A 25,227-nucleotide genomic window follows, 5' to 3' on the forward strand; every position below is an offset into this window, starting at 1 on the left:
GTGAGCCGGAATGCCTGGGGCTGGGCCACAGTACGAAGAGCGCCGTCGCGGATTGCGGTGTGGTCGTCGAAGCCTCCCCATGGCGAAGGAAGCCGTGCGGGGGCACATCGCCACGCACGCAGCCGCCCGGCAGAGACGAGGGGCCGCGGTGGGGACCGAACAGCAGGCGAAACGGCAGTCGGGGACGGGACGACGCCTCCTCTCGCTCATGACCGCGTCCTTCCTGACGCTCGGTGCGAGCGTGGCGCTCTTCACAGTCCCCGACTCCGCCGGCGCCGAACCGATCGAGCGGTGCACGGCCACCAGCGGCGCCATCGTGGCCGTGGACTTCGGCCCCTTCGGCGGCAAGGTCGAGCGCGGCTGCGACACGACCCCGACGACCGGCTACGAACTGCTGCACACGGGCGGCTTCACGACCGAGGGCACCGTCCACGACGGCCCCGCCTTCATCTGCCGCATAGGCAAGGACTCCGGTACGCAGTACCCCACTCCGGAGAAGGAGGCCTGCGTCCTCACCCCGCAGGCCACCGCGTACTGGTCGTACTGGATCGCCTCCCCCGGCCAGAAGAACTGGACCTACAGCCCGCTCGGCGCCATGGCGCGCACCCCGAAACCCGGCGACGTGGACGCCTGGGTCTTCGGCGGCACCGACATCGGCGGCACCAAGGGCAAGCCGGACTTCTCCCCCGACGACGTCCGGGCCGCAGGCGGCTCCACCCCCGACCCGACGGTGCCGACCGACCCGCCCGACGTGCCCGCGGGAGCGGTCGACGTTTTGGCCGCCACCCGTTGGATCACCGGACAGCTGACGGACGGGAAGCGCGTCGTCGACGAAGGGTCCACCACCCCGAACCACTTCCTCACCACCGAGGCCGTGTTCGCCCTGGCGTCCACCGACGCCAAGAGCCGGGCCGCCCGCGAGATCGCCGACTTCCTGGCCACGCCCGCGCAGACGGACGCGTACGCCTACCCCGCGGGCAAGGACGGAATACCCGACGCCGGCGCCGCCGCCCGCCTCGCGCTGGTCGCCGAGGCCACCGGCAAGGACCCCCGTGCCTTCGGCGGGCACGACCTCCTCGGTGACCTCCTCACCTACGTCTGTCCGCGCGACATCGGCGACGGCGAGACGATCGACGGCTGCCTCACCAAGGGCGACTTCCGCACGACGGGACAGTCCGACGCACAGGCCATGGCCGTCATCGCCCTGCTGAACGGCGGGGTGACTCCCCCCGCCGGCGCCGTGAACCGACTGACCGGGCTCCAGTGCGAGGACGGCGGCTTCACCTCCATCCTGATCCGTTCCGGCGGGTGGTGCGACAGCGACGCGAACTCCACCGGTCTGATCGCCCTGGCCCTCAAGCGGGCCGGCGGTCACGACGCCGCCGTACAGAAGGCCCGCGGCTACCTCAAGAAGTCCCAGCTGAAGTCCGGGGCCTGGCCCTCCGCCTCCTACCTGACCACCGGCAGCCCGGCCTCCACCGCCTGGGCGGCGCAGGCCCTGCGCGCCCTCGGTGACGCCGCCTTCGCGGACGCCGGCGTCTCCTGGCTCTCCAGGCACCAGTTCCCCGGAGGCGGCTTCGGCTTCGAGGAGGACGACACCGAATCGCGGCTCTTCGCCACCACCCCGGTCACCGTCGCCGGCGCCAGGAGCGACCTCGTCACACTCACCACCAGGAAGACCGACCCTCCCACCATGCCTCCGGCGGGTGACGGGCCCGACCTGAAGAAGGGCGTGACGTACCTCACCCACCCCAGCCGGCTGATCCAGGGCCGCTACTACGAGGCCGGCGCGGGCACCGGCCACGCCGACTACGGCATGACCATCGACGGCGCCTACTCCCTCGCCGCCACCGGGACGGACAACGCCACCCTGCGCAACATCGTCGACTTCTTCGACAAGGGCGGCAAGGACGGCAGGGGCCGGGGCATCCACGACTGGACGCTCATCGGCACCAAGTACGCGAGCGGCGGCTCCCTCGGCAAGGCGGCCCTCCTCGCGGAGGCCGTGGGCCGCGACCCCCGCGACTTCGGCGGCCGGGACCTGATCGCCGCACTCGCCAAGGGCACCTGCGCCGCCAGGACCTCGACCCGCCAGGAGTGCGCGGCGAAGGGCAACTACACCTACGCGACTTCCGTGTTCTCCCAGTCCCTCGGCGTCATCGCGCAGCTGCGGGCGGGTGAGAAGGCCGCCGCGGCCGAACCGGTCGCCTACCTCAAGAGCCTCCAGACCCCCTCGGGTGCCTGGGTCAGCCTGATCGGCGAGCCGAGCGGTGCCGAGGTCGACTCGACCGCCATGGCCGCCATGGCCATCGACCTGTTGCCCGACGCCGCCTCCCAGGCCGCCGCGGACAGGGCCGTCGCCTGGCTCGCCACCCAGCAGAAGGAGGACGGCGGGTTCCCGGGCGCCTCCGGCAACTCCGTCAACTCCGCGGCCCTCGCCATCCAGGGACTCTCCCTGGACGCGCCCAAGTACAGCGCGCAGATCGCCAGGGCCCGCAAGTTCCTGGCGAGCCAGCAGAACCGCGACGGCGGCTTCAACATCGCCAAGGGCGGCCAACCGGGCTCCGATGTCCGCGCCTCCGCCCAGGCGGTCGGCGGCGCCACCGGCATCTCCTTCGGCCTGCTGACCCGCGACCTCGACGGCACCACCCCTGAGCCCGTCCCCGGCACGTCCGGCGGGACGAACGGCGGGACCGCCGGTTCCTCCTCCGGCGGCGACGGCTCGCCCGTCATCGTGACCCCGGGCGAGGACGCGGGAGGCACGGGCTCCTCCGGGGGCGGCGCCTCCGGCTCGGGCGGCGGGAGCCTCGCCTCCACCGGTGCGCGGGTCGGCGGCCTCGCCGCCGCAGCCCTGGTCCTGGCCCTCGGCGGCTGGGGCCTCACCCGCGCCGCCGGGCGCCGCCGTGAGAACACCGGGAGCGAGGCATGAGCAGCAACCGACTCCTGCGGGCCCCGGCCCGTACGGTCGCCGCCCTCGGGCTGACGGTGGTGGCCTTCGCCGCCACCGCGGCCCCGGCGGCCGCGGCCCCGCAGCCGATGGGCAGGTGCACCACCTCCTCCGGGGTGGTGCTGGCCGTGGACTTCAGCCACTGGGGCGGTCCCGTCTACCGCTCCTGCGGGACGGCCCCCACCACCGGCTACGAGCTCCTCAACCAGGGCGGCTGGGCCACCACCGGCACCGGCCACGACGGCCCCGCCTTCATCTGCCGCATCGGATACAGCGGCCACAAGGGCGGCAAGCAGTATCCGACGCCCCAGCAGGACGACTGCGTGCTGACCCCGCCGGCCTCCGCGTACTGGTCGTACTGGCACGCGGACCCGGGCCGCAACACCTGGGAGTACAGCCGGCTCGGCGCGATGCTCTACAAGCCGAACCCGGGCAGCGTCGATCTGTGGATCTTCGGCGGCACCGATATCGAGGGCACCGAGGGCAGGCCCACCATCACCCCCGACCAGCTGCGCGCCAAGAACACCAGGCCGACCGGTGGAGCTGCCCCCAAGGACACGCGTACGGCGGCGCCCCTGCCGCGCGACGTCAACACCGGCCCCGAGCCGGAGAATCCGCCGCCGGCCGACCCGAGCCCTCCCTCGACGACACCGCCGCCCGGCCCCACCGCGTCGGAGAGCCCCTCACCTTCGGCAAGCCCCTCCGGGAGCGTCTCGCCGTCACCGTCGTCCAGCGCCCCGGCGGTGGTCACCCCCGGCCCACAGGTCGTTGACGCGGCTCCCGCCGCGGACGCCGAACACGACGTGGGCTCGTACCTGCCCGCCGTCGCCACCGGGGCCCTGGTGCTCCTCATCGGCGCCGCCGCCGTACGCGCGGCCAAGCGCCGTCGTCGTACGGAGTAGCCGCGTGTCACGCACCACCACGGCCGCGGCCGAGCCGCCGGTGTCCGGCCTCGCACCGGACGCGGGCGGCCGTCGTCCGCCCCGCACCCTGCACCCCGTCGCCTGGTGGATCTGGGCCCTGGCCCTGGCCACGGCGGTCAGCCGCACCAACAACCCGCTGCTGCTGTTCCTCGTCCTGGCCGTCCTCGGGTACGTCGTCACCATGCGCCGCACCGAGGCCCCCTGGGCCCGGGGCTTCACGTACTACCTCTACCTGGCACTGACCGTGGTGGCGGTCCGGGTGGTGTTCCGCGCGATCTTCGCCACCGGGATCACCCCTCGCGACCACTTCCTCTTCTCGCTCCCCCACATCCCCACCCCCGACTGGTACGCCGGCATTCGGCTCGGCGGCCCCGTCTCGCTGGAGGCGCTGCTCTCCGCGGCCACGGACGGGCTGCGACTGGCCTGCATGCTGTGCTGCATCGGCGCGGCCAACACCCTCGCCAACCCCAAGCGAGCCCTGCGCGTGCTGCCCGGCGCCCTCTACGAACTCGGCGTCGCCGTCACCGTCTCCATCAGCGTCGCCCCGCAGCTCGTCCAGAGCGTCCAGCGCGTGCACCGGGCCAAGCGGCTGCGGGCCGGGCCCTCCAAGGGGCTCCGCGCGCTGCGGGGCATCATCGTGCCCGTCCTCGAAGACGCCCTGGAACGCTCCCTGCGGCTCGCCGCGGCCATGGACTCGCGCGGCTACGGCCGGGCCGGTACCGCCACCCGCCGCTCCCGGCGTGCCACCGGTGCCCTCATGCTGCTCGGCATGTGCGGGCTGTGCGCCGGCGCCTACGGCCTTCTCGACGCCACCGCCCCCAAGCTGCTCGGCCTGCCCGCCATGGGCGCGGGCGCACTCCTGTGCTTCGCCGGCCTGCGCCTCGGCGGCCGCCGCGTCACCCGGACCACGTACCGCCCCGACCCCTGGCACTTCGCGGAGTGGGGCGTCGCCGCCTGCGGCGTCCTCTCCGCCGTCCTGCTGTTCACGAACGCCGGCTTCGACGCCGCCGAGCTCAACCCCTCCATCTACCCGCTCAGCTGGCCCACCCTGCCGCTCGTACCCGCCGCCGCGATCCTGCTCGCGGGCACGGCCGGGTTCCTGGCCCCGCCCCCGACCGCCCCCGCCCGGCCGGCCGTCCCCGCTCAGCGCACCGAGGAACCCAGATGATCACCTTCGATCAGGTCGCCGTCCAGTACGACGACACGGCCGAGCCCGTACTGCGCGACGTGAACCTCACGGTGGAGGAAGGCGAACTCTGCCTGGTCGTCGGGCACACCGGTGTCGGCAAGTCCACCCTCCTCGGCGCCGTCAACGGCCTCGTCCCGCACTTCACCGGCGGCACCCTCTTCGGCCGGGTCCTGGTCGACGGCAGGAACACCGCGGACCACCCTCCCCGTGAACTCGCCGATGTGGTGGGGGTCGTGGGACAGGACCCCCTGGACGGTTTCGTCACCGACACCGTCGAGGAAGAACTCGCCTACGCGATGGAGCAGTTGGCGGTTGTGCCCGCCACCATGCGCAAACGTGTGGAGGAGACCCTCGACCTGCTCGGCCTCGCCGACCTGCGCCACCGCGCGCTGCACGAGCTCTCCGGCGGCCAGCAGCAGCGCGTCGCGATCGGCTCCGTCCTCACCGCCCACCCCCGCGTACTCGTCCTGGACGAGCCCACGTCCGCCCTGGACCCGACGGCCGCGGAGGAGGTACTGGCGGCCGTCACCCGGCTCGTCCACGACCTCGGTGTCACGGTGCTCCTCGCCGAACACCGCCTGGAGCGCGTGGTCCAGTACGCCGACCGCGTCATCCATCTCCCGGGCGACGGCCTCGTCGTGTCGGGCGCGCCCGCCGAGATCTTCCGTACGTCCTCCATCGCCCCGCCGATCGTGGAACTCGGCCGCGCCGCGGGCTGGTCCCCGCTCCCCCTGTCGATCCGCGACGCCCGCCGGGCGGCGGCTCCACTGCGCACCCGGCTGGCCGGCACCGTTCCCCCACCGGTGAGGCCCGCCCCGGCCCAGGACCGTCCCGAACTCCTCGCCGCGCGCGGCATCACCGTCACCTACCACGGGGTGCCGGCCGTACGCGAGGTCGACCTGACCCTGCACGGCTGCGAGGTCACCGCCCTCATGGGCCGCAACGGCTCCGGCAAGTCCTCCCTGCTGTGGGCGCTCCAGGGGTCGGGGCCCCGCAGGGCGGGCTCCGTGGCCGTCGCGGCGCCCGGTGCGCCGAAGCCGCAGGATCCCCGGAAGCTCTCCGCGGCGGCGGCCCGCCGGCTCGTCGGACTCGTCCCCCAGACCCCGACCGACCTCCTCTACCTGGAGTCCGTCAAGCAGGAGCTCGACCAGGCCGACGCCGAGTCGGGGGTCGCCGGGGACGGCATCCGGGCCCGCGCCGTCCTGGACCGGCTGGCGCCGGGCATCCCCGACACCACCCACCCCCGTGACCTGTCCGAGGGCCAGAAGCTCGCCCTGGTCCTCGCGATCCAGCTGACCGCCGCCCCCCGCGTACTGCTCCTCGACGAGCCCACCCGCGGCCTCGACTACCGCGCCAAGAGCGAACTGATCCGCATCGTCGACGAGCTGGCCGCGGAGGGCCGCGCCGTCGTGATCTCCACGCACGACGTGGAGTTCGTCGCGCGGGCCGCCGACCGCGTCGTGGTCATGGCCGAAGGTGACGTGGTCGCCGACGGCCCCACCACCGAAGTCATCGTCGCTTCCCCCGTCTTCGCCCCCCAGACGGCCAAGATCCTCGCCCCGCTCCCGTACCTCACGGTCGCCCAGTCCGCCGCCCGCATGCCCGCCGACGAGACGGACCCGGACTCATGACCGCACGCGCCGCCGCCATCCGGATCCACGCGCGGGCCGGGACCGTCATCGCCATGGCCGCCTTCCTCGGCATCGTCGCGTTCTTCTGGCCCTTCCTCGTCGCCCCCGGCACGTTCGGCTCGAACTACGCACCACCGCTGATCTTCGGCGTTCTGCTCGTCATCGTGCTCTGCGTGGTCATCTCCGAGATCGCCGAGGGCGGCATCAACTCCAAGGCCCTGGCCATGCTGGGGGTACTGTCCGCGGTCAACGCCGCCATCCGCCCCCTCGGCGCGGGCACGGCCGGCATCGAGACGGTGTTCTTCATCCTGGTCCTGGCCGGACGGGTGTTCGGCCCCGGCTTCGGCTTCACCCTCGGCTGCACGTCCCTCTTCGCCTCCGCCCTGATCACGGGCGGGGTCGGGCCCTGGATGCCGTACCAGATGTTCGGCTGTGCCTTCGTGGGTATGCTCGCCGGCTTCCTCCCCAAGGCCACCGGCCGGTGCGAGGTCGCTCTGCTCGCCGTCTACGGCTCCGTGTCCGGCTACCTCTTCGGCTTCCTCCTCAACCTCTCCTTCTGGCCGTTCTCCCTCGACCCCAACAGCTCCATCGCCTATCTCCCCGGCCTCCCCTTCACCGAGCAGTTCCAGCGCTACCTCGCCTTCGACCTCGCCACCTCCCTCGGCTGGGACACCGGACGCGCCGTCACCAACTTCGTCTGCGTCTGTCTGGCGGGACCGGCCGTGCTCACGGTCTTCCGCCGCGCGGCCCGCAAGGCCCGCTTCCAGGCCCCGATCCGCTTCGCACCCCGCACGCCCCCGGCCGAGCACGGGCCCCCGAAGCGGCCCGCGCCCTGAGCCGCGGCCCGGCAGGCCCGCAGTGCCGGCCGGGCCGTGCGGGCCGTGCGGGCCGTGCGGGCCGTGAACCGGTACCGCGCCGGATCGCCTCCGCCTCCTGCCGGCGCCCCGGTGGGAGGCAGATCACGCATCCCGCTCCCGGCCACTCGGTGTTCCCCGTGCCGGTGCCGGTGCCGGTGCCGGTGCCGGTGCCGGTTCCGGGTCGGTGATGCTTCCGTCGACGAGCCGGACGATCCGGTCGGGGCGCCAGCGTTCGGGGTCGTGGTGGGTGACCACGACGCGAGTGCAGTCCAGAGCGTTGACCGTGGCCGTGACATGGGCGCCGGTGACAGGGTCGAGTGCGGCGGTCGGTTCGTCGAGGAGCAGGACGGGTGCGTTCCTGAGCAGGGCGCGGGCGAGGGCGACGCGCTGGCGTTCGCCGCCGGAGAGCGCGGTTCCGCGGGCTCCGACCTGGAGGTCCAGGCCGTCCGGATGGGTGTCGAGCAGAGTACCGAGGCCCGCGCGCAGTGCCGCGTCGCGCAGCGCTGCGGTGTCGGCGTTCGGGTCGCCGACGCGGATGTTGTCGGCGACCGTCCCGTCGAAGAGCGTGGGTTCCTGGGGGAGGACGGCGAAGCGGCGGAGCCGGTCCGCCGAGGCGAGGTGCCGCAGATCGGTGCCGCCCAGGGTGACGCGTCCGCTGTCCGGGTCGTCGCCCCGCAGCAGCAGCTTCAGCAGGGTGGACTTGCCGCTTCCGGTCGGGCCGGTGATCACGGTGGTCGATCCGGCGGGCAGGGTCAGGGACACGTCCCGCAGCGCCGGGGCGAACGCCACGCGGTCGATGCCGAGGCCGGTGTCGTCCGGCAGCGGGCGCGGGTGCGGCGGTTCGGGCAGTGGGGGCACGGTCACGAGCGAGGCGTACCGGTCGATACCGGAGCGGGTGTCGCCGAGGGTCACCCCGAGGAGCGCGAGTTCGTCGACCGGGGCGGCGGCGCGCAGGGTCAGCAGGAGTACGGCGAACGCCGTGGGAGCAGGGGCGTCGAGCACGACGCAGAGGACGAGCATCCCGACCGTGGGCAGGGCCGTGGCCAGTGCCGATACGAGGGTCACCGGGGCGCTGACGGCGTTGAGCCGTCGCAGTGCGGCGTGCTCGCGGTCCCAGGCGTCGGTGAGCCGGCGGACCGCTCCTGCGGTTCCGGTCACGCTGCGGTACAGCTCCTGGTGCTCGGAGAACTCCAGCAGTGCCTCGGTCGAGGCCGCGCGGGCGGTCCGGCGGTCCGCGTCCGTGCGGGCGAGGGCCCGTTGGGCGACGGTCTGTGCCGTGCCCGAGACCGCGAGGAGGCCGAGCAGCACGACGGCATGGGTCCGGCCGACGACGATGCCGAGGCCGAGGACGACGAGCGGCGGGGTCAGTACACCGCGGACGAGGAGTTCCACGAGATGCGCGGGGATGCCCATCAACCGGGGCACGCCCTCGCCCGCGATCCGGTTGGCGAGCGCCCGGTGATCATGGGTGAACCAGCCCAGCGGCAGCCGGACCAGGGCGTGGCCGAGCCGACGGTAGAGGTCGGTGGCGAGGGCGGCCCCGGCGAGATAGCCGCCTCGGGAGACCAGCACGGTGGCGCCGAGCACGAGGATCACGGTGCCCACCGCCCAGCCCAGGGGCGTTCCGTGTACGAGGGTGGCCGCGAGCAGTGCGGCCACGGTGGCTTCGAGGGCGGTGACGCAGATCCAGGCGAGCGCGACGGCGCGTACGCGCCGCGCGGCCGTGGTGCCGAGCGCGGTCCTCATGCGACCACCTCCCCGTGCTCCAGGACGATGCGGTGGTCGGCCCGGGCCGCGAGGGCGTGGTCATGGGTGGTCAGCACGATGGTGCGGCCGGGGAGGGTGAGCAGGGTGTTCATGACGGCCTCCGCCGTGTCGGGGTCGAGGGCGCTGGTGGGTTCGTCGAGCACAAGCACCGGGGCCTGGGTGAGCAGCGCGCGGGCGAGGGCGAGGCGTTGGCGCTCCCCGCCGGACAGCGGTCCGGCCGGGGCGTCGAGCGGGACGTCCAGGGCGGTGGCCGCCAGGGCCGCCCGTAGTTCCGGATCGGTGGCACGGGGGCGGGCGGGCAACAGGTTCTCGCGGACGCTTCGGGGAAGGACATCGGGCGACTGGGGAACGGTGGCGACGCGTCGTGCCATCGATTCCAGCGGCAGGTCGCGGTAGGGCGTGTCCCCGAGGCGGATCGTGCCGTCGTCGGGGTCGATGCCCCGGCCGAGCAGGCGCAGCAGGGTGGTCTTGCCGGAACCGCTGGGACCGGTCACCGCTGTGACCGCGTTCGGCGTGATGACCAGGTTCAGCGGGCCGACGAGCCGCCGTCCGCCCTCCCGTACGGTGACCGCTTCGAGGACGGGTGCCGGCTTCGGGTCCCCGGCCGCACGGGGGGTACCGGCGGTTTCGTCCCGGGGTGCCGGGCTGTCTCCCGCGGGACCGGGATGCAGCAGGGGTTCGGCGATCAGGGCGTCGATGCGCCGGGCCGCGTCCCGGGCGGCGCCGAGGTAGTCCAGGCCGTGGCCGAGGCGCAGGACCGGCGCGAGGGAGGCGAGGGCGAAGAGGCAGACGGCGGTGAGCTGCCAGACCGGCATCCGGTGGCCGACGCAGAACGCCGCGACCAGGGTCACGCTCGGCTGGAGCAGCGCGGTGGCCACCGCTGCCGGGGTCGCGACCCGTCCGACCCAGTCCCGGAACCCGTGCCCGAACTCCCGTGTCGCGGCGGCGTATCGGGCCGAGGCGCCGGATTCGTCGCCGTGGACCTGGGTGATCACCGCGCCGCGGACCATGTCGTCGACGGCGGTGACGATGCGGCCGACGGTCCGGCCCCGGTCCGCCGCGTAGCGCCGTGACAGCCGCGGGATGACCACCAGGCGGAACACGGCCGCCAGGGCGGCGGGCACGACCGCGAGGAGGCCGGGCGGACCGGCGTATCCGACCAGCAGGACGAGCGCCGCGAGCGGGGCGATCACCACGGTCGCGATCTCGCCGGGCAGATGGGCCACCGCGTGGTGCAGCGCCGAGACGTCGCCGTCGAGCCGGGTGCGCAGACCCTGGGCGCCGAGCCGGGCCAGGGCGGACGTGGGCAGCCGGGAGACATGGGCCGCCAGCACGCGGCGGAGCCGGTGTTCGAACTCCGCCTCCGCGCCGTGCGCCAGCCAGGACGACAGGGAGTTCAGGGCTCCCGCCGCGACGAGGGCCAGGGCGCCCCACCACACCCATCGGGGGTCCGGGGCGCGGACGAACTCGACCACCGCGGCCAGGAGTGCGACTCCCGCCCCGGCGGCGAGCGCCGCGCAGCCGATCCCCGTGGCGAGACGTGCGACCGAGCCGTGCAGCGCCCGTCCGATACCGGGTCCCGTAGAAGTAAGCATTGCCTTACCGTACATGTAAAAATATCCGCAGGATAAGGCTAGGCTTACCTTCCTGCGGCGCTGATCATGACCAGCGACACGTGAGGGCACCGGTGCGTCATCGCCGTCGGCACCCCATACCGCCGCCCCCCGCCGTACCGGCGATCCCGCACACCCTTTTGACGCGAACACAACCCCTGCGAAAGAGAGAACCATGCGCCGCCCCCTCCGCCCGTGGACACCGCTGGTCGGTGCCCTGCTCGCCGCCACCATCGCCCTGAGCGGCTGCACCGCCACCAAGAGCACCGAGGGTTCCGCCGCCCCGGACGCCGCGAGCGGGACGAGCAAGGGCTTCCCCGCCACCTTCACCAATGCCTGGGGCACGGCAACCGTCCCGGCCGCGCCCCGGCGCGTCGTCACCCTCGGCTACGCGGACACCGCCGTCGCGGGCGCCTTGGGCGCGCACATCGTCGGCGCGGTCAAGAGCTACGGCAGCCTCAGCGGGGAGACGAAGGACGAGAACCTCCCCTACACCGAGCCGCTCGACGACTCCGTGACCTGGCTCGACCCGATGAACATCAACACCGAGCGGATAGCGGCGCTCAGGCCGGATCTCATCCTGGCGAGCACCGCGTTCACCCTCGACGAGCCCACCTACAAGCGCCTGTCCACCGTGGCGCCCGTCGTCGCCTACGAGAAGCGGCTCTACGGGGCGGACGCCACCGACGAGGCCCTGCGGATCGGGCGGGCCCTCGGCGACGAGCCGGGCGCGCGCAAGGTCCTGGACACCGCCGACCGAGCGGTGGAGAAGCTCAGGACCGACCTGCCGGGCCTGGCCGGAAAGACATACCTGTACGGCCAGGCCCGTGACGGGTTCGCCGTGATGATCACCGAGGAGACCAACGCCACCGCCCGGTTCATGAACCGGCTCGGCCTGACCCCGCTGCCCGCCGTCGCGAACCTGGAAGGGAAGGGCTCCGTACCGGGCGCCGTCGACGTCAGCTACGAACGGGCCGCCCTGTACGACCGCGCCGATGTCCTCTTCATGACGTACCAGAGCGGCGCGCTCAAGGAGAAGTTCGAGTCCGACCCCGTCGTGTCACGGCTCCGGATCGTCAAGTCCGACCGGTACCTGCCGCTCGGAATCGAGGCGGCGACCGCGCTCCAGTCCCCGAACGCCGCCGCCGTGCCGTGGCTCATCGGTGAACTCCGCGCCACCCTCGCCACCGCCGCCTCCGCTCGATGACCGCTTCCACCCCGCCCGTCGGGCGGCGCGCCCCCCGGCCCGGCGCCCGCGTCCTCGCGTTCGCCGGGGCCGGGTGCGGCGTCCTGCTGCTCGTCGCCGCCGCCAGTGTCGCGTTCGGCTCGCGGACCGTCGGAATCCATCAGATCGTCCAGGGGCTCGCCCACACCGGACCGGCGGACATCGTCACCCTGGTCCGGGAGGTCCGAGTGCCGCGTACGGCGGCGGGGCTCGTCGCCGGGGCCGCGCTCGGCGCTGCGGGCATCCTGATCCAGGCCGTGACCCGCAACCCGCTCGGCGACCCCGGACTGCTGGGCGTCAGCAGCGGTTCCGGCTTCGCCGTCACCCTCACCGTCGCCCTCACCGGATCCACCGGCGTCACCGCCACCGTCTGGTCCGCCTTCGCGGGGGCAGCCGCCGTAACCGTGCTGATCGTCGTCGTCGCCGCGGCGACCGGCAACCGCCACCCCGGACAACTGGTCCTCGTCGGGGTCGCGCTCGGCGCCGTCCTCTCGGGAATCCAGGCCGCCCTGACCCTGCTCAACCCCCGCACCCTCGACACCATGCGCGCCTGGAGCGCCGGCACCCTGACCGGGATCCCGCCCGGCACCACCGCGTTCCTCACGCTCTTCGTCGCCGTCGGGCTGTTCGCCGCCCTGACCGTCGCCAGGGGCCTGGACATGGCGGCGATGGGCGAGGACCTGGCGCGGGGCCTCGGCACCCGCACCCATCTCACCCGGGCCGTCGCCATCGCCGCGATCACCCTGCTCGCGGGCTCGGCGACCGCACTGGCCGGACCCCTGTCGTTCCTCGGGCTGATGGTCCCCCATCTGCTGCGGCCACTCATCGGTCCCGGCACCCGGCGCCTGCTCCTGGGTTCGCTGATCGTCGGACCCGTGCTGCTGCTGACCGCCGACGTGGCCGCCCGGCTCGTCACCCGGCCGGGCGAACTCCCCGTCGGAGTCGTCACCGCCTTCCTCGGAGCACCGCTGCTCCTCATACTGCTCCACTCCCGGAAAGGGCGGATCCGGTGACCGGCCCCACCACCACCGTGCCCACCACCACCGCCCCCGGCGCCCGTCGCTCCCGGGGCAGGCGCCGGCACCGGGCGGCCGGCACCACACTGACGCTGACGCTCCTGGGCGCGGCCGTTCTCATCGCCTCCCTGGCAGCGGGCGACATCTCCGTCCCCGTACCCGATGTCCTCCACGCCCTCGCCGGGCGGGGGGACCCGCTGACCAGCACGGTGGTCCTCACCTGGCGCCTGCCGCGCGCCCTGCTCGCCCTGGCCCTCGGGGCGGCCCTGGGGCTGTCCGGGGCGATCTTCCAGACCCTGACCCGCAACCCGCTCGGCAGCCCCGACGTGATCGGGTTCAACACCGGCGCCTCGACCGGTGCCCTGGCCGTGCTCCTCTCCGGCACCGCCGGTTACACCCGGACCGCACTGGGCGCTCTCATCGGCGGGCTCGCCACGGCGGCCCTGGTGTACGCGCTCGGCGGCAGGCGCTCCACGGCCACCACCCGCTTCGTCGTCACCGGCATCGCCGTGAGCGCGATCCTCACCTCGGTCAACACCTGGCTGATGTACGGCGCCGACACGGCCGTCGCCGCCCGTGCGGCCCAGTGGACCGCGGGCAGTCTCGACGCGCTCGGCTGGGAACACGCCGTACCGGCCCTGGTGGCCCTCGCACCGCTCGCCCTGATCACCCCGTTCCTCGTCCGTACCCTGCGGGTTCTCGAACTCGGCGACGACGTGGCCACCGCGCTCGGTGCGCGGGTCGTACGGGGGCGGCTGATCCTCGCGACGGTGGGTGTCGCACTCACGGCCGTCGCCACCTCGGTCGCCGGGCCCCTGGCCTTCGTCGCCCTCGCAGCACCGCAGATCGCCCGGCTTCTGTACCGCCGCACCCCGGGCATCAGTCTGCCGGGCGCCGCCCTGACCGGCGCCCTCCTGCTCGCCGGGGCCGACTGGGTCGCCGCACACGCCTTCGCCCCCGTCCAGCTCCCGACGGGAGTCGTCACGGTCAGCACCGGGGGCGCGTATCTGCTCTGGCTGCTGCTCGGCCCGCGGCGCGGAGGCCGGAAGGGATGAGGTCAGCGGCCCACTGCCTCAGCCACCCGAGTGCCCGGGTCGGCGGCGAAGCGGCGCAGGACACTCACGTAACGTGCCAGGAACTCCTCCGCCCATTCCGCGCGGTACTCCCCCGTGTCCGTCCGCAGTTCGACCAGCGCGCTCCCACCGCTGTCACGGATGTGCACCCGCATTCCGCCCCGGGGCACCTCGTCGCGAGCGATGCGCACGGTGGTCACGGTCAGCCCGTCGGTCCGGAGCTTCCAGGAGGAGCCGCCCGAGGTGAGGTCGAAGTTCACGTACCTCGGTCCGTGCCCCGTCGCGGAGAGGTAACGGATGCCGTAGTTCTCCGGGTCGAGTTCTCTGGCCATCAGGGCGTGGGGCAGTTCCTGGTGGCGCAGGGCCCCGAATATCGTGCGGCTCTCGCTCTGCGCCACTTCCGCGAGCGACTCCTCGCCCGAGAACGTGGTGCGCAGCACGCACGGAGTGGCGAAGTAGCCCACGGCACGGCGGACTTCGCTCTGGGACCGGTTGGCCAACGAACCCATGATCGCGACATCGGACGCCGTCCCGTCGCTCTCGCCGAGTGCGAGCCGGTGGTGCCGTACGGTGACTTTGAGGGCGGCCGCGCACACCGCGGTCAGCGTCACACGCTGCCGGCGAACGATGTGCGTCAGCCCCGCGTGCAAGGGCTGATCCACGGTGAACCGGTCCACCCGCAGCCTGCGTTCCGCGCCGTCCCCCCTCGCGGGGTCACGAAGCCTCGAAAGGGGGACGGTGGCGACACCGTCCAATTTCCGACGCCAGTAGCTCAGCAGTTTCTCGCGTTCCTGACCGGCCAGGAAAAGGCGCTCCGAGTGGGCGAAGTCCAGGAACTGGAAGGGGAGGGGCGGCAGTTCGGTGCCGTCGCCCGTACGTCCGTTCGCCGCGTAGAGGGCGAACAGGTCCTCGGCGAGGATCTGGCACGACTCGCCGTCCGCGATGACGTGGTCCAGGACGAACCCCACCAGATGGTGCGCGGGTGCCACGCGGATGCACCGCACGCGCAGGAGAGGACCGCTCGCCAGGTCGAAGGGGACCGCGGCGGTCTCGGCGACGAGCCTTCGGGCGGCCTCCCAGGACTCCTCAGCCGTGGCCCCCTCCACGGAGAGGACCGCGAAGTCCAGCTCGTCCGCGGGACGCAGGGCGATGTCGTGGGAGCCCTCCGGGAAGACGATCCGCACGCTCTCGTGGCGCAACTGCAGCTGGGCCAGGGCCGCTTCCAGCCGGCCGGTGTCGAGTTCCCCCTCGACGGAGCAGCCGAAGACGAGCACATTGCTCTGCTGGCTCACCTCGCGGCCGTGGACCAGGCGTTCCTCCTGGGTGAACGACGCCCTCTGGACCTGTCCGCGGTCGGCTTCGTACAGCTTCATTCTGAACACAGGGAGACCTCGCTGCCGGAGAGGGCCGCCGCGAGGTCTCGCGGACCTTCGGCGGCGCCGAGCAGGGCGTGGTGCATCTTCTCCAGCGGGTGGAGGGAGAACCCGTCCGCGCGCCAGTCCTCGTAGCGCACCCCGAATCCCAGGTCGCACCACAACTGGGCGTTGTGGGACTCGTGTTCGCCCGAGGGTTCCAGCAGCACGAGAGGGGTGGCCGACCACAGCGAGTCCAGAAGTGTGCCTCCGCCGGGCTTGCTGACCATGGCGTGTGCCGTACGTGCCAGATCGAAGGAGGAGTGGTGCGCGCTGCCCCGTGTGTAGGTGATGTCCGACATCGACCGGCCCGGCAGCAGGCGGCCGAGCGGGGGGTACCCGTTGTCCAGCCACGGGTGCCACGTCGGACTCAGGGCGAAGTGACGGGCCCGTCCGCCCCGGGGGTCCGCCTCCTCGGCGGCGTGCACGACCAGGTCGATGTCATGCCCGGCGGAAGCGAGTTCGGCGGCCCGGTCGCGGTAGGTTCCCATGCCCCACCCGCCCCCGTGCACCAGGAGGCGCGGTTCACGCCGGCCCCAGTCGAGCGGGGGCTCCGCGGTGACCGGGATCGTCCAGGGCAGCGCGGTGTCCGACCGCGAGGCCAGCCAGACCTCCTCGGTACCCGGCAGGGGGAGCCCCGCGTTCCGGAAGGACGGCGAGGCGACCGAGTCGACATGGCAGAGGATCACGCGCGGCTTCAGGCCGGTGCGTTCGGTGAAGAGACGTACGAGGTTCAGCCAGAATCCGGAGAAGACGACCACGGTGCGCACCCCGCTCGCCTCCCAGCGGCGGAACAGCTCCTCCCGTGCTCCGGCATCGATCGCCGACAGCGGGTCGGAGGCGATCCGCTGCCCCGCTCGCGCCACGCGAAAATCACGGTGGAACACCTCACGTGAGGCGGTCACGGCCGCGAGCCGTTCGGCGGGGAGCAGCCGCTCCAGCACCTCGACCGCGGCGGGTACGCCTCGCTCCCGCAGCCGGGACGCGAGCAGCAGCCCCGGCACATGCACGCCCAGGGCGACCCCCGAAGTGAGTATCGCGATCACTGGCGGCCGCCCTGGAGCCCCGATTCCACGTCCTCCAGTGCCGAGAGGAGCTGGGGGGCCACATGGTTCCACGCCCACTCCCGGTCGGCAGGCGCGGCGTTGCGGGGTTCGACCTCCACGAGCATGATCAGGTAGAGGTAGGTCCGGTAGAGGGCGAGGCGCCGGCGTACGGAGTCGTCGAAGACGGTCTTCCCGCCGGCGCTCGCGTAGCCGGCCAGGAATTCCTTGTCCTGTTCGATGTCGGCGAAGAGCGCCAGTGAGACGAAGTCGGCCACCGGGTCGCCCCAGAACATCCGTTCGCCGTCGATGAGCCCGCTCAGCCGGACGGCGCCGGGCGGCCCGGAGAGCAGGCGGTTTCCCTGCCAGAGGTCGAAGTGGACCAGGGCGGGCCGGGTCACGTCGTCCAGTACGCCGGACGCGGCGGCGAACACCTCCCGGATGGCGGTGGTGGTACGCGGAAGCCGTGCGGCGTACCGGTCCGCGTCGTCCAGGACGGCACCGGCCATCGTGGTGAACGCCTCCCGCCAGGTCGGTGCCAGCGGCCCCAGCGGCTGCGCGGGGTAGCCGAACCCCGGCCCCGTGACCGTGTGCAGCCGCGCCACCAGTCGTCCCAGCTCCTCCCGCAGCCGCCCCTGTTCGCCGTCCTCCAGGGAACCGGCGACCTCGTGCCAGGGAGTACCCGGGCAGGCCGTCATGATCAGGTAGGGGCCGGCATCCGTGGCGGCCCCGGTATCGCTGTGGACCACCCGGGGCACGATGCCCGCGTCGTCGACCGCCGCGGCGGACCCGTAGAAAGTGATCTCGCCGGTCAACAGCCCCCGCTCGTACGCCATCCCCTCAGCCGCACGCGGCGGAAGCTTCAGCACCCACTCACGGCCCCGGTCCAGAGTGACCCGGAGAACCGTGTTGTACGTACCACCGGCCAACGGGGCGAAGCGGGCCGACTCCCGCCCCCGCACACCGACTTCCCCCAGAATCGCGGCAGCCACCTCAGCGGGATTCTCGTGCGACATACTCATTCTCGCTCCTCCTCGACGGACCCGGACATGCTGCGCCGTGCCGACTCATGGATCCGGTCCATGAGCGCGATTCGCGGTTCGGAGGCCCCGAGTTCGGCGCCCCAGTGCGTGCCCTCCTGCCGCAGCAGGGCACGGATGCGTGCGAACTGCTGTGTGTAGTAGGACACCGCGGGTGTTCTGGTCACCGTTCTGCTGCCGTCACGGGCGACCACCGTGATGTTCAGGGAAACAGCCCCGGCGACGGGCAGCAGGACGCCCCGGATCCGGACGGTGCCCTCACGGAACACAAACACGTGCTCGGTGGTACGGGTCGTGCCGAAGGAGCACTCCAGCAGGGCGCGCTGTCCCGTGGGCAGCACCAGGGCCGCGGAGAACCGGCGGTCCACGTTGCCGAAGCCGTCGAAGTCGGAGTGCCCCGTCCCTCGGACGTCGGTGATGCCCACCGTGTCCTGGAGTGCCTGGAGCCAGTACCCCGCGGAGTCGTAGAAGCACCCCCCACCGAGGTCGGGCCGCCAGCGGTAGCCCGGCCCCGGCTGCACCGCGAAGTCGAACCGGCTGCGCACACCGTCGAGTTCGCCGAACGTGCCCGCCCGCAGCCATTCGCGCACCGTCCGGTGCCAGGGGTGTCCGAGCGTGGGCAACGCCTCCAGCACATGGCCGCCCCCGTGCCGCTGCGCGGCGGCGATCGCCGAGAGCTCCGGCCGGGTCAGGCACAGGGGCTTCTCGACGACCACGTGCTTGCCCGCCCGCGCCGCACGTTCCGCCCATCGCGCGTGTCCCGCGGTGTGCAGGGAGATGTAGACCAGGTCGATCGCGGGGTCGGCGATCAGGTCCTCGTAGTCCGCGTGGACGTGCGGGATCGAGTGACGGCGGGCATAGTCCTCGGCACGGTCGGGATCGGACGCGGCCACCGCCCGTACGCTGACATCGTGGTACTCCTGACTGGGGCGGATCATGGTGCGTTCGGCTATCCCGGTCGCCCCGATCAGTCCGATGGCCAGGCTCATACCGGGACACCTCCTCGTTTCCCATGGATCCCCGCACGCCCGGCACTGATCCCGGTACGTGCCCGGAGCCGCGGAAAGTCCTCCGGGGCGCAGAAGGCGGCGCAGAACAGGCGCCCGGACGAGGTGCGGAGCGAGCCGCCGACGAGCGGCAGCACACCTGCCTGCGGTCCTTGTGTGTAGAGCAGCCCGTCCTCCGAGAGCGCGCGCAGCAGCCGGTCGATGCCTGCTCCCGGCTCCACGACGACATCGCTCTGCCACAGGTGGCCGCTCAGCCCGTAGCGGGCGGCCCGCCGGTCGAGATGCAGGCTGAGCAGGCCCAGCGAGCTCCGGGCGTTGACTTCCAGGAGCGGGACCCATGCGTCGCCCTCGACCAGCATCGCGTCGACACCGACCGGGCCGAAGTAGCCCTCCGCCACCAGGGCCGCGGCCACTTCGTCCAGAACCGCCGTGTGGTCCCCGCGCCGGGCGCGGCGCGTCACATCGGGCGCCGGCGGCCCCGAGGCGTGGTGGCGGTAGCCGTCGTTCATCATGTTCCGCAGACCCAGGTGCTCCCAGGTACCGTCGCATCCGATGACGAGGTGGCCGGAGAAGTCCGCACGCCGGGCATGGCGCGGCTGTACCACGAACGTGACCCGCAGCCCGCGCTCCTCCTGGCGCCGGACGTGTCTGACCAGTCGGGCGGATGCCCGGGGTGTCATGACCTCCACGGCGCCCTGGCCGGCGACCCCGTAGGCGTCCTTGACCAGGGCTACGCGCTCTCCCCCGGCCAGTGTGCGGATGAGCGCGGTCTCCAGTTCCTCCGCGGAGTACACGAGGCGGCCCGTCCCCGGGAGCCCGAGGCGCTGTGCCAGCGCCGTCGACCACGCTTTGCCGTTGACCCGGGCCACCGTCTCCGCGGGCGGCACCGCGGACGGCCGCCCTGCCTTGGTCAGCAGCCGCTGCGTGGCGGGCAGCACCGCGAAGGGGAGGGCGCGCTCATGCCCGCTGATGGCCTCCACCGACTCCTGGTCCCGCGCGAGCAGCTCCTCGACGGCGGACTCCTCCGCGATGGCCGCCCCGTCGCCGTCCGCCACCGGCGTTCGCACGCAACGGTGTTCGAAGTCGAAGCCCGCCTTCGCCATCGCTTCCCGGTGCGGTGCCGTCAGCGCTCCCCGGGTGACCAGAAGGTCACCGGGCGAGGTGAAGCCGAAGAGCATCTCGTCCATGCTCCCGACGACGGGGCCCGTCCCCGACGGCGCCAGCCGGGGCAGCTCCGCCAAGTCGTGCGGGCGCCAGTGATGTTCGGCCCCGAACGTGCCGAAGTGGACAGCGGTGGTCACGTCCGCGATTCCTGAGGCTCCGCTCCCTCTTCGCCACCGGCCAGCGGCTGGACGGTCTCGGCGCTGAACTGCCGAACCGAGCGAAGCGTCTGGAGGCTGAGACTCTCGTACTCCAACTCGATGTCGAACTCTTCCTCGATCCGCAGCAGGAATTCGATGGCCTGGAGGGAGTCGAGCCCCAGGTCCTGGACGATGTCCGCGTCGACGGATATCTCATGGGCCTCGAACTTCCCCTTGAAGATATCGACGAGGACCTTCTTCACACGCGTTTCCATGTCGGATTCCGGCACCATGACTCACACCCCATTCAAGTAGAGAAGAATGCACTTCGAGCACACCGGCATCATGCCGGTCTCCGCGAGGATCGATCGGACCCGCCGGAACCTATCGCTCTGCCAGAGGTCGATCACGGGGGTGTCGTACAGATTCCCGACCACGAACTCCGGAAAGAACTTGCAGGAGCTGACGTTTCCGTCGGCGTGGACCTCCATGCGGTTGGTGACGGCCAGGCAGCGCTTGCGCTGCTGAGCCGGCTGCGAGGTACCCCGGATGAACGACTCGACCTCGCTCTCCTCCAGCTGCGGCTGGTAGCGGACACGAGGCCCCCACACCCGGCCGGCGAGCCGCGCCATCGAGTCCCGCAGCACCGGAAGCAGTTCTTCGGGCAGCCGATAGGTGTACGAGTGCCAGGTCGGCTGCGCGGTTCCGGTGTCGGGCTCCAGCCAGGCGAAGTGCTCGGCGTACACCTCGTCCATGGAGTGCGCCACATCCGGGCTGATGTACCAGGGGAACTGGAAGTAGACGGTGTTGACCCCGACTTCCTCGGCCCACTCCATGAACTCGTACATCCGGCCCACGGTGGCTTCCGACACCATGCAGGAGACCGACACCTCGCCCTGGAACTCGCCCTTTCGTTTCAGGTCGAGCATCGCCCGGATGTTGCGCACGGTCCGCCCGAACGTACCTTTGCCCCGCAGCGTTTCATGATCGGCTCCCAGCCCGTCCAGGCTGACCAGCAGGTTCAGATGCCTGCCGATCCTCAGCAGGTCGTCCATCTTGCGCTCGAAGAGCAGGCCGTTGGTGCACATGTTGACCGTTCGCGGGTATCGCTCGATGAGCCGGGACACCTCGTCGAACTTGCTGTGCATCAGCGGTTCGCCGCCCCACAGGAACAGCTTTCCCCGGACCTTCTCCGTCGCCGAGAGGACATCCTCGACGACGCTCGTGTCCAGCTCCGTCCGCTGCTTGGCGACGTCCCAGTCGCGGAAGAATCCCTGGTCGTTCCACTGGTAGCAGTGGGTGCAGCGCAGGTTGCAGCGGTAGGTGAGCTGAAGGCTCACCTCGCGCGGCACCTCCGAGGCGTAGGCGAGGTCGGTACGCATCCGGGCCCGCGACTTGGACCGGATCGACACGGTGTGCTTGATGTCGGCGAATTCTTTGTCGGTGAGCGTGCGACGTGTCTGCGGATACACGGAATCCCCTAGAGTCGGTGGGAATCAACGGTCTGTTCTCTGCCGCTGGTGGCCTGTTCGGCCGGAGCCGGCCGGCCCAGACGGACAACGGCGGGTACGAGCAGTAGCGCCAGGCCTCCCAGGAGGAGGAAAGCGGTTGAAGTCAGCAATACGGCCGAGGCGCCGATTCCCGCCGCGACGGGACCCGCCAGGGCGCGTCCCGCGGGGACCAGTCCGATCGAGCCGAGGACCTCGTAGGAGTGAATACGGCTGAGCACGTGCGGCGGAGAGTGGGACTGGACGGTGGTCGCCCACATGACGGCCCAGAAAGCGTTCGCCGTACCGCCCATGAAGAAGAAGAGGGCCAGCAGGGACAGGGGCGCGCCGAAGGCGATACCCGCGGGCAGTGGTGCGAAAGCCATCAGGCTCAGTACACCGACCATCAGCGGCCTGGCCGGCTTGGACCACCAGGCGAGAACTCCGCCCGCTATGGCCCCGAGACTGAAGGTCGAGATCAGGAAACCATAGGTGGTCGCCCCGAATCTCTCAATGAGCAGAACTGCTTTGAGAACGTCGAACGGACCGAATACCAGAAGTCCGAACAGTGCGAAAACACTCACGGTCGACCACAGCCACGGACGTCCCGCGAACTCGCGCCAGCCCTCCTTCAGTTCGCGTCGCATGTCGGGCCGGCCCACCGGTCTGCGGACGGCCGCCAGACGAATGCGCCGCAGAAGCACGGCGCTGGCCGCGAACGAGAGTGCGTCGAGCACGATCACCACGGGCGCGGAGAGGGCCATGATGACGAACCCGGCGCCCGCCGGCGCCGCCAGGGAGACGACGGACTCCGCCGCCCGCAGGGTCGCGTTGGCCGGCTGGGTGTCCCCCTGAACCACCTGTTTCAGCAGACTTCCCGCTCCGGGCTGAAAGAGCGCCTGGGCCACTCCCGTACAGAGGACGATCACCAGGATCTGCCACAGTGCCGGTCTGCCGGTGAGGAAGAGCAGGGCGAGGACAGCCTGCAGTGCGCACCTCGTCAAGTCCGCCATCACCATGGGAGTCCGGGGCTGGAAGTGATCGAGCAGCACTCCGCCCACGAGCATCAGCGCCACGACCGGGACCATGGAGGCGCCGAGCACCAGGCCCACGGCCGAGGTGCTGAAGTCCTGCTCGACCATGACGGCCGTGAGCCCGATGGGGAACACCGCGTCGCCGGCCCGCGAGAACGACCGCGCGAGGATGAACCGCCTCAGGTTCGGGTCCCTCAGCAACAGCGGCCTCACCATGTACCGACTCCTTCCTCGCTCCGCCGTGTATGGCTGGGGTGGACAGTCCTCAGGGACGTACGGCCTCCTCGCCGGACGGATCGTCGAGCAGGCCGAGCAGATAGCGGCCGTATCCGCTGCGCAGCAGGGGACGGCTCAACTCGCGCAGCTCCCTGTCACCGATGAGGCCGCAGCGCCAGGCCGCTTCCTCCACGCAGCCGATCTTCAGGCCCTGGCGTTCCTCGATCACACGCACGTATTCCGACGCCTGCACCATGGCGGAGAAGGTCCCGGTGTCCAGCCATGCCGTACCCCGGTCCAGGACGGTCACCGTCAGTTCGCCCTCGCGCAGGTAGGCGCTGTTTATGGCACTGATCTCCAGCTCACCGCGGTCGCTCGGCACGAGGTCGCGAGCGAACTTCACCGCCTTGTGGTCGTAGAAGTAGAGTCCGGGCACCGCGTACCTGGATTTCGGTACGAGCGGTTTCTCCTCGATCGAGACCACCACTCCTTTCTCGTCGAATTCGACGACCCCGTACGCCGTCGGGTCATCAACCGGGTAGGCAAAGATCCGGCCGCCCTCCGGATCGGTGTGCTCGCACAGCCCGCTTCCCAGGTTGCCGCCGTGAAAGATGTTGTCGCCGAGTATGAGTGCGACCGGTTCATCCTCCAGGAAATCCGCACCGAGCAGAAGGCCCTGCGCAATTCCTTTCGGTTCTTCCTGCACCATATAGTCCAGCTGTATGCCGAGATGAGATCCGTCACCGAGAAGCCGCCGGAAACCGGGCAGATCGTAGGGGGTGGTGACGAGCAGAATCTCTCTCATTCCGGCCATGATGAGCGTGGTCAACGGATAGTAGACCATAGGCTTATCGAAAACCGGCAGAAGTTGCTTCGAAATAGAATGGGTGACCGGCCACAGCCGGGAGCCGGTCCCGCCCGCCAAAATGATGCCGCGCATTACAGGACAAAGGCCAGAACATACTCGGACATAGGTTTTCTACCCTTTCCGTTACGGGTGCCCGGCATTCGGTCCGCGATGCAGATGACGACGGGACAGCAGCCCGGCACGGCGGTCTCCGGAACCGCGGTCAGTCGGCGATCGCCCGGTAGGCGGCTGTCAGAAACCCGAGGTACACCGGCAGACGCTCCCACTCCGTCCGCTGGAGGATGAGCACCGCCGTCAGGTCCTCGGCAGGGTCGTTGATCCAGTAACTGCCGTACTTTCCGTACCATCCGTAACTCCCGACGGACGGTCCGAAGCGCGCGCTCCGGGTGCGGACCGACACCCCGAAACCCCACCCGTACTCCCTGAAGAACCACTCCGGCGTGAAGCTGGAGACCGCCTTCTGCGCCGGCGTCAGGTGATCACTGGTCATGAGCCCCACCGACGGCCTGGAGAGGATGCGCTCGCCGTGGAGCAGCGCCGAGGCGAACGTGAGGAAGTCCTCGGGGGTCGACACCAGCCCGCCGGCGGGCGCCTTGAACGTCGGCGGCTGCCTCCAGCGCCCGTCGGGGCCGTCCTCGACCACAAGTTCGCCGGTGGCTTCGTCGAGTTCGTACGCGGTCGCCAGCCGTCCGGCGCTCTCGGGGCCCACACGGAAGCCGGTGTCCTTCATCCCGAGCGGCTCGCAGATCCGTTCGCGCACGACGTCCTCAAGGGACATGCCGGTGGCGCGGGCGATGAGCACGCCGGTGACGGTGGGGCCGATGTTGTAGATGAAGCGCTCACCCGGCTGGCAGACGAGCGGCAGCGCACCGAGCCGGCGGATCCACTCGTCCGGTGACGGCCCGGGATCGTCCGGGCCCCGACCGCGCCAGAGCGCATCCAGTGCGTCGGCGATAGGCACCGTTCCCGGCTCGGCGATGATCGCGCCGGTGCCGAGGCGGCAGGTGAGCAGATCCCTCAGCGTGATCGGGCGTTCCGCCGGGACGGTTTCGTCCATCGGCCCGTTCGGATCGGCGAGCACGGTCATGTCCGCCAGTTCCGGAAGGAGCGTGTCGACCGGGTCGTCGAGGCGGAGCACACTGTCCTCGACGAGCGTCATCGCGCAGGCGGCGATGACCGGCTTCGTCATCGACGCGATGCGGACGAGCGTGTCGGCCGCCATCGGCGTCCCCGACCCCGCGCCCTCGAAGGCGAGAGTGCCCGTCGCCTCGATGTGGACCTCGCCGTGGCGGGCGAGCACGGCGACCGCGCCCGGGCCGTGGCCTGCCTCGACGTGACGCTGGAGCACCTCTCGCACCCGGGCCAGCCCTCTCTGCGAGAAGCCGTCTGCCGTCACTCTCTGCACCTCATTCTCTCTGTGTCCGCACGTGGTCCGATACGGGGTCCGCTCGGTGAACGCGGTGGCTCCCGGGCTTCGAGCGGCATCCGTTGACCGCGCCGGCCGAGCGCGGGGGCCGGCGGGCCCGGTGCCCCTGACCGGCGTACCCGGCGCGGAGGACGTAGCTTCCTGTCCTTCCC

General features: G+C 71.6%; 20 protein-coding genes. 8 read left to right on the forward strand and 12 right to left on the reverse strand.

All coding sequences use genetic code 11. The features are described from left to right. The first annotated feature begins 148 nt into the window (after positions 1 to 148). The 5 genes from OG251_RS41425 to OG251_RS41445 are packed head-to-tail and all read left to right on the forward strand — an operon-like array spanning position 149 to position 7,526. Complete coding sequence (locus tag OG251_RS41425; protein WP_326682427.1) at positions 149 to 2,929, forward strand: prenyltransferase/squalene oxidase repeat-containing protein; 2,781 nt, start codon at positions 149 to 151, stop codon at positions 2,927 to 2,929. Continuing rightward, on the forward strand, positions 2,926 to 3,849 hold the full coding sequence (locus tag OG251_RS41430) for a hypothetical protein (protein ID WP_326682428.1): 924 nt from the start codon (positions 2,926 to 2,928) through the stop codon (positions 3,847 to 3,849). Before OG251_RS41425 ends, OG251_RS41430 begins: the two co-directional genes overlap by 4 nt. Before the next feature lie 4 nt (positions 3,850 to 3,853). After that, positions 3,854 to 5,038, forward strand: coding sequence for an energy-coupling factor transporter transmembrane component T (locus OG251_RS41435; protein WP_326682429.1), 1,185 nt, complete (start codon positions 3,854 to 3,856; stop codon positions 5,036 to 5,038). Further along, positions 5,035 to 6,690, forward strand: coding sequence for an ABC transporter ATP-binding protein (locus tag OG251_RS41440; RefSeq protein ID WP_326682430.1), 1,656 nt, complete (start codon positions 5,035 to 5,037; stop codon positions 6,688 to 6,690). The genes OG251_RS41435 and OG251_RS41440 overlap by 4 nt, the downstream gene beginning before the upstream one ends. Then, positions 6,687 to 7,526: an ECF transporter S component gene (locus OG251_RS41445; protein ID WP_326682431.1), complete on the forward strand. Its 840-nt coding sequence runs from the start codon at positions 6,687 to 6,689 to the stop codon at positions 7,524 to 7,526. The genes OG251_RS41440 and OG251_RS41445 overlap by 4 nt, the downstream gene beginning before the upstream one ends. A gap of 123 nt (positions 7,527 to 7,649) precedes the next feature. Here OG251_RS41445 and OG251_RS41450 read toward each other — a convergent pair whose 3' ends face one another. Then, entirely contained in the window at positions 7,650 to 9,293 is a 1,644-nt protein-coding gene (locus OG251_RS41450; RefSeq protein WP_326682432.1) for an ABC transporter ATP-binding protein, read from the reverse strand. Further along, positions 9,290 to 10,909: an ABC transporter ATP-binding protein gene (locus OG251_RS41455; protein ID WP_326682433.1), complete on the reverse strand. Its 1,620-nt coding sequence runs from the start codon at positions 10,907 to 10,909 to the stop codon at positions 9,290 to 9,292. Before OG251_RS41455 ends, OG251_RS41450 begins: the two co-directional genes overlap by 4 nt. A gap of 193 nt (positions 10,910 to 11,102) precedes the next feature. On the opposite strand from OG251_RS41455, the gene OG251_RS41460 reads away from it, so the two are divergent. Genes OG251_RS41460 through OG251_RS41470 form a run of 3 tightly spaced genes read left to right on the forward strand, consistent with a single transcriptional unit; the run spans position 11,103 to position 14,223 of the window. Next, complete coding sequence (locus OG251_RS41460) at positions 11,103 to 12,134, forward strand: ABC transporter substrate-binding protein (protein ID WP_326682434.1); 1,032 nt, start codon at positions 11,103 to 11,105, stop codon at positions 12,132 to 12,134. Next, a complete protein-coding gene (locus OG251_RS41465; RefSeq protein WP_326682435.1) occupies positions 12,131 to 13,165 on the forward strand; it encodes a FecCD family ABC transporter permease in 1,035 nt (344 codons plus the stop codon). The genes OG251_RS41460 and OG251_RS41465 overlap by 4 nt, the downstream gene beginning before the upstream one ends. Further along, the gene (locus OG251_RS41470; protein ID WP_326682436.1) at positions 13,162 to 14,223 is read left to right on the forward strand and encodes a FecCD family ABC transporter permease; all 1,062 of its coding nucleotides are present in this window, start codon (positions 13,162 to 13,164) and stop codon (positions 14,221 to 14,223) included. The genes OG251_RS41465 and OG251_RS41470 overlap by 4 nt, the downstream gene beginning before the upstream one ends. A 2-nt stretch (positions 14,224 to 14,225) precedes the next feature. Here the strand turns inward: OG251_RS41470 and OG251_RS41475 are convergent, their stop codons facing one another. From OG251_RS41475 to OG251_RS41520, 10 genes are all read right to left on the reverse strand, one after another. Then, the gene (locus OG251_RS41475) at positions 14,226 to 15,614 is read right to left on the reverse strand and encodes a condensation domain-containing protein (protein WP_326682437.1); all 1,389 of its coding nucleotides are present in this window, start codon (positions 15,612 to 15,614) and stop codon (positions 14,226 to 14,228) included. Continuing rightward, positions 15,611 to 16,699: a hypothetical protein gene (locus OG251_RS41480; protein WP_326682438.1), complete on the reverse strand. Its 1,089-nt coding sequence runs from the start codon at positions 16,697 to 16,699 to the stop codon at positions 15,611 to 15,613. Before OG251_RS41480 ends, OG251_RS41475 begins: the two co-directional genes overlap by 4 nt. Further along, a complete protein-coding gene (locus tag OG251_RS41485) occupies positions 16,696 to 17,712 on the reverse strand; it encodes a phosphotransferase family protein (RefSeq protein ID WP_326682792.1) in 1,017 nt (338 codons plus the stop codon). Before OG251_RS41485 ends, OG251_RS41480 begins: the two co-directional genes overlap by 4 nt. Before the next feature lie 2 nt (positions 17,713 to 17,714). Next, on the reverse strand, positions 17,715 to 18,725 hold the full coding sequence (locus OG251_RS41490) for a Gfo/Idh/MocA family protein (RefSeq protein ID WP_326682439.1): 1,011 nt from the start codon (positions 18,723 to 18,725) through the stop codon (positions 17,715 to 17,717). After that, the gene (locus OG251_RS41495; RefSeq protein ID WP_326682440.1) at positions 18,722 to 20,044 is read right to left on the reverse strand and encodes a hypothetical protein; all 1,323 of its coding nucleotides are present in this window, start codon (positions 20,042 to 20,044) and stop codon (positions 18,722 to 18,724) included. Before OG251_RS41495 ends, OG251_RS41490 begins: the two co-directional genes overlap by 4 nt. After that, positions 20,041 to 20,319 carry an acyl carrier protein gene (locus tag OG251_RS41500; protein WP_326682441.1) on the reverse strand — a complete coding sequence of 93 codons (279 nt, stop codon included), beginning with the start codon at positions 20,317 to 20,319 and terminating at the stop codon, positions 20,041 to 20,043. The genes OG251_RS41495 and OG251_RS41500 overlap by 4 nt, the downstream gene beginning before the upstream one ends. Positions 20,320 to 20,340: 21 nt before the next feature. Next, positions 20,341 to 21,516: a radical SAM protein gene (locus OG251_RS41505; protein WP_326682442.1), complete on the reverse strand. Its 1,176-nt coding sequence runs from the start codon at positions 21,514 to 21,516 to the stop codon at positions 20,341 to 20,343. 8 nt (positions 21,517 to 21,524) lie between these two features. Next, positions 21,525 to 22,781: an MFS transporter gene (locus OG251_RS41510; protein WP_326682443.1), complete on the reverse strand. Its 1,257-nt coding sequence runs from the start codon at positions 22,779 to 22,781 to the stop codon at positions 21,525 to 21,527. A gap of 49 nt (positions 22,782 to 22,830) precedes the next feature. Then, positions 22,831 to 23,721, reverse strand: coding sequence for a glucose-1-phosphate thymidylyltransferase RfbA (rfbA, locus tag OG251_RS41515; RefSeq protein ID WP_326682444.1), 891 nt, complete (start codon positions 23,719 to 23,721; stop codon positions 22,831 to 22,833). Between the two features lie 130 nt (positions 23,722 to 23,851). Then, a complete protein-coding gene (locus tag OG251_RS41520; RefSeq protein ID WP_326682445.1) occupies positions 23,852 to 25,045 on the reverse strand; it encodes a serine hydrolase domain-containing protein in 1,194 nt (397 codons plus the stop codon). Between the last annotated feature and the right edge of the window lie 182 nt (positions 25,046 to 25,227).

The organism is Streptomyces sp. NBC_01237 (assembly GCF_035917275.1).
In the GTDB taxonomy this organism is placed as follows: domain Bacteria; phylum Actinomycetota; class Actinomycetes; order Streptomycetales; family Streptomycetaceae; genus Streptomyces.

Coding starts and splice junctions, on each gene's coding strand:
- OG251_RS41445 (WP_326682431.1), top strand. CDS start 6,687: ATGACCGCACGCGCCGCCGCCATCCGGATCCACGCGCGGGCCGGGACC.
- OG251_RS41455 (WP_326682433.1), bottom strand. CDS start 10,909: ATGCTTACTTCTACGGGACCCGGTATCGGACGGGCGCTGCACGGCTCG.
- OG251_RS41465 (WP_326682435.1), top strand. CDS start 12,131: ATGACCGCTTCCACCCCGCCCGTCGGGCGGCGCGCCCCCCGGCCCGGC.
- OG251_RS41460 (WP_326682434.1), top strand. CDS start 11,103: ATGCGCCGCCCCCTCCGCCCGTGGACACCGCTGGTCGGTGCCCTGCTC.
- OG251_RS41510 (WP_326682443.1), bottom strand. CDS start 22,781: ATGGTGAGGCCGCTGTTGCTGAGGGACCCGAACCTGAGGCGGTTCATC.
- OG251_RS41485 (WP_326682792.1), bottom strand. CDS start 17,712: ATGTCGCACGAGAATCCCGCTGAGGTGGCTGCCGCGATTCTGGGGGAA.
- OG251_RS41490 (WP_326682439.1), bottom strand. CDS start 18,725: ATGAGCCTGGCCATCGGACTGATCGGGGCGACCGGGATAGCCGAACGC.
- rfbA (WP_326682444.1), bottom strand. CDS start 23,721: ATGCGCGGCATCATTTTGGCGGGCGGGACCGGCTCCCGGCTGTGGCCG.
- OG251_RS41475 (WP_326682437.1), bottom strand. CDS start 15,614: ATGAAGCTGTACGAAGCCGACCGCGGACAGGTCCAGAGGGCGTCGTTC.
- OG251_RS41430 (WP_326682428.1), top strand. CDS start 2,926: ATGAGCAGCAACCGACTCCTGCGGGCCCCGGCCCGTACGGTCGCCGCC.
- OG251_RS41450 (WP_326682432.1), bottom strand. CDS start 9,293: ATGAGGACCGCGCTCGGCACCACGGCCGCGCGGCGCGTACGCGCCGTC.
- OG251_RS41440 (WP_326682430.1), top strand. CDS start 5,035: ATGATCACCTTCGATCAGGTCGCCGTCCAGTACGACGACACGGCCGAG.
- OG251_RS41500 (WP_326682441.1), bottom strand. CDS start 20,319: ATGGAAACGCGTGTGAAGAAGGTCCTCGTCGATATCTTCAAGGGGAAG.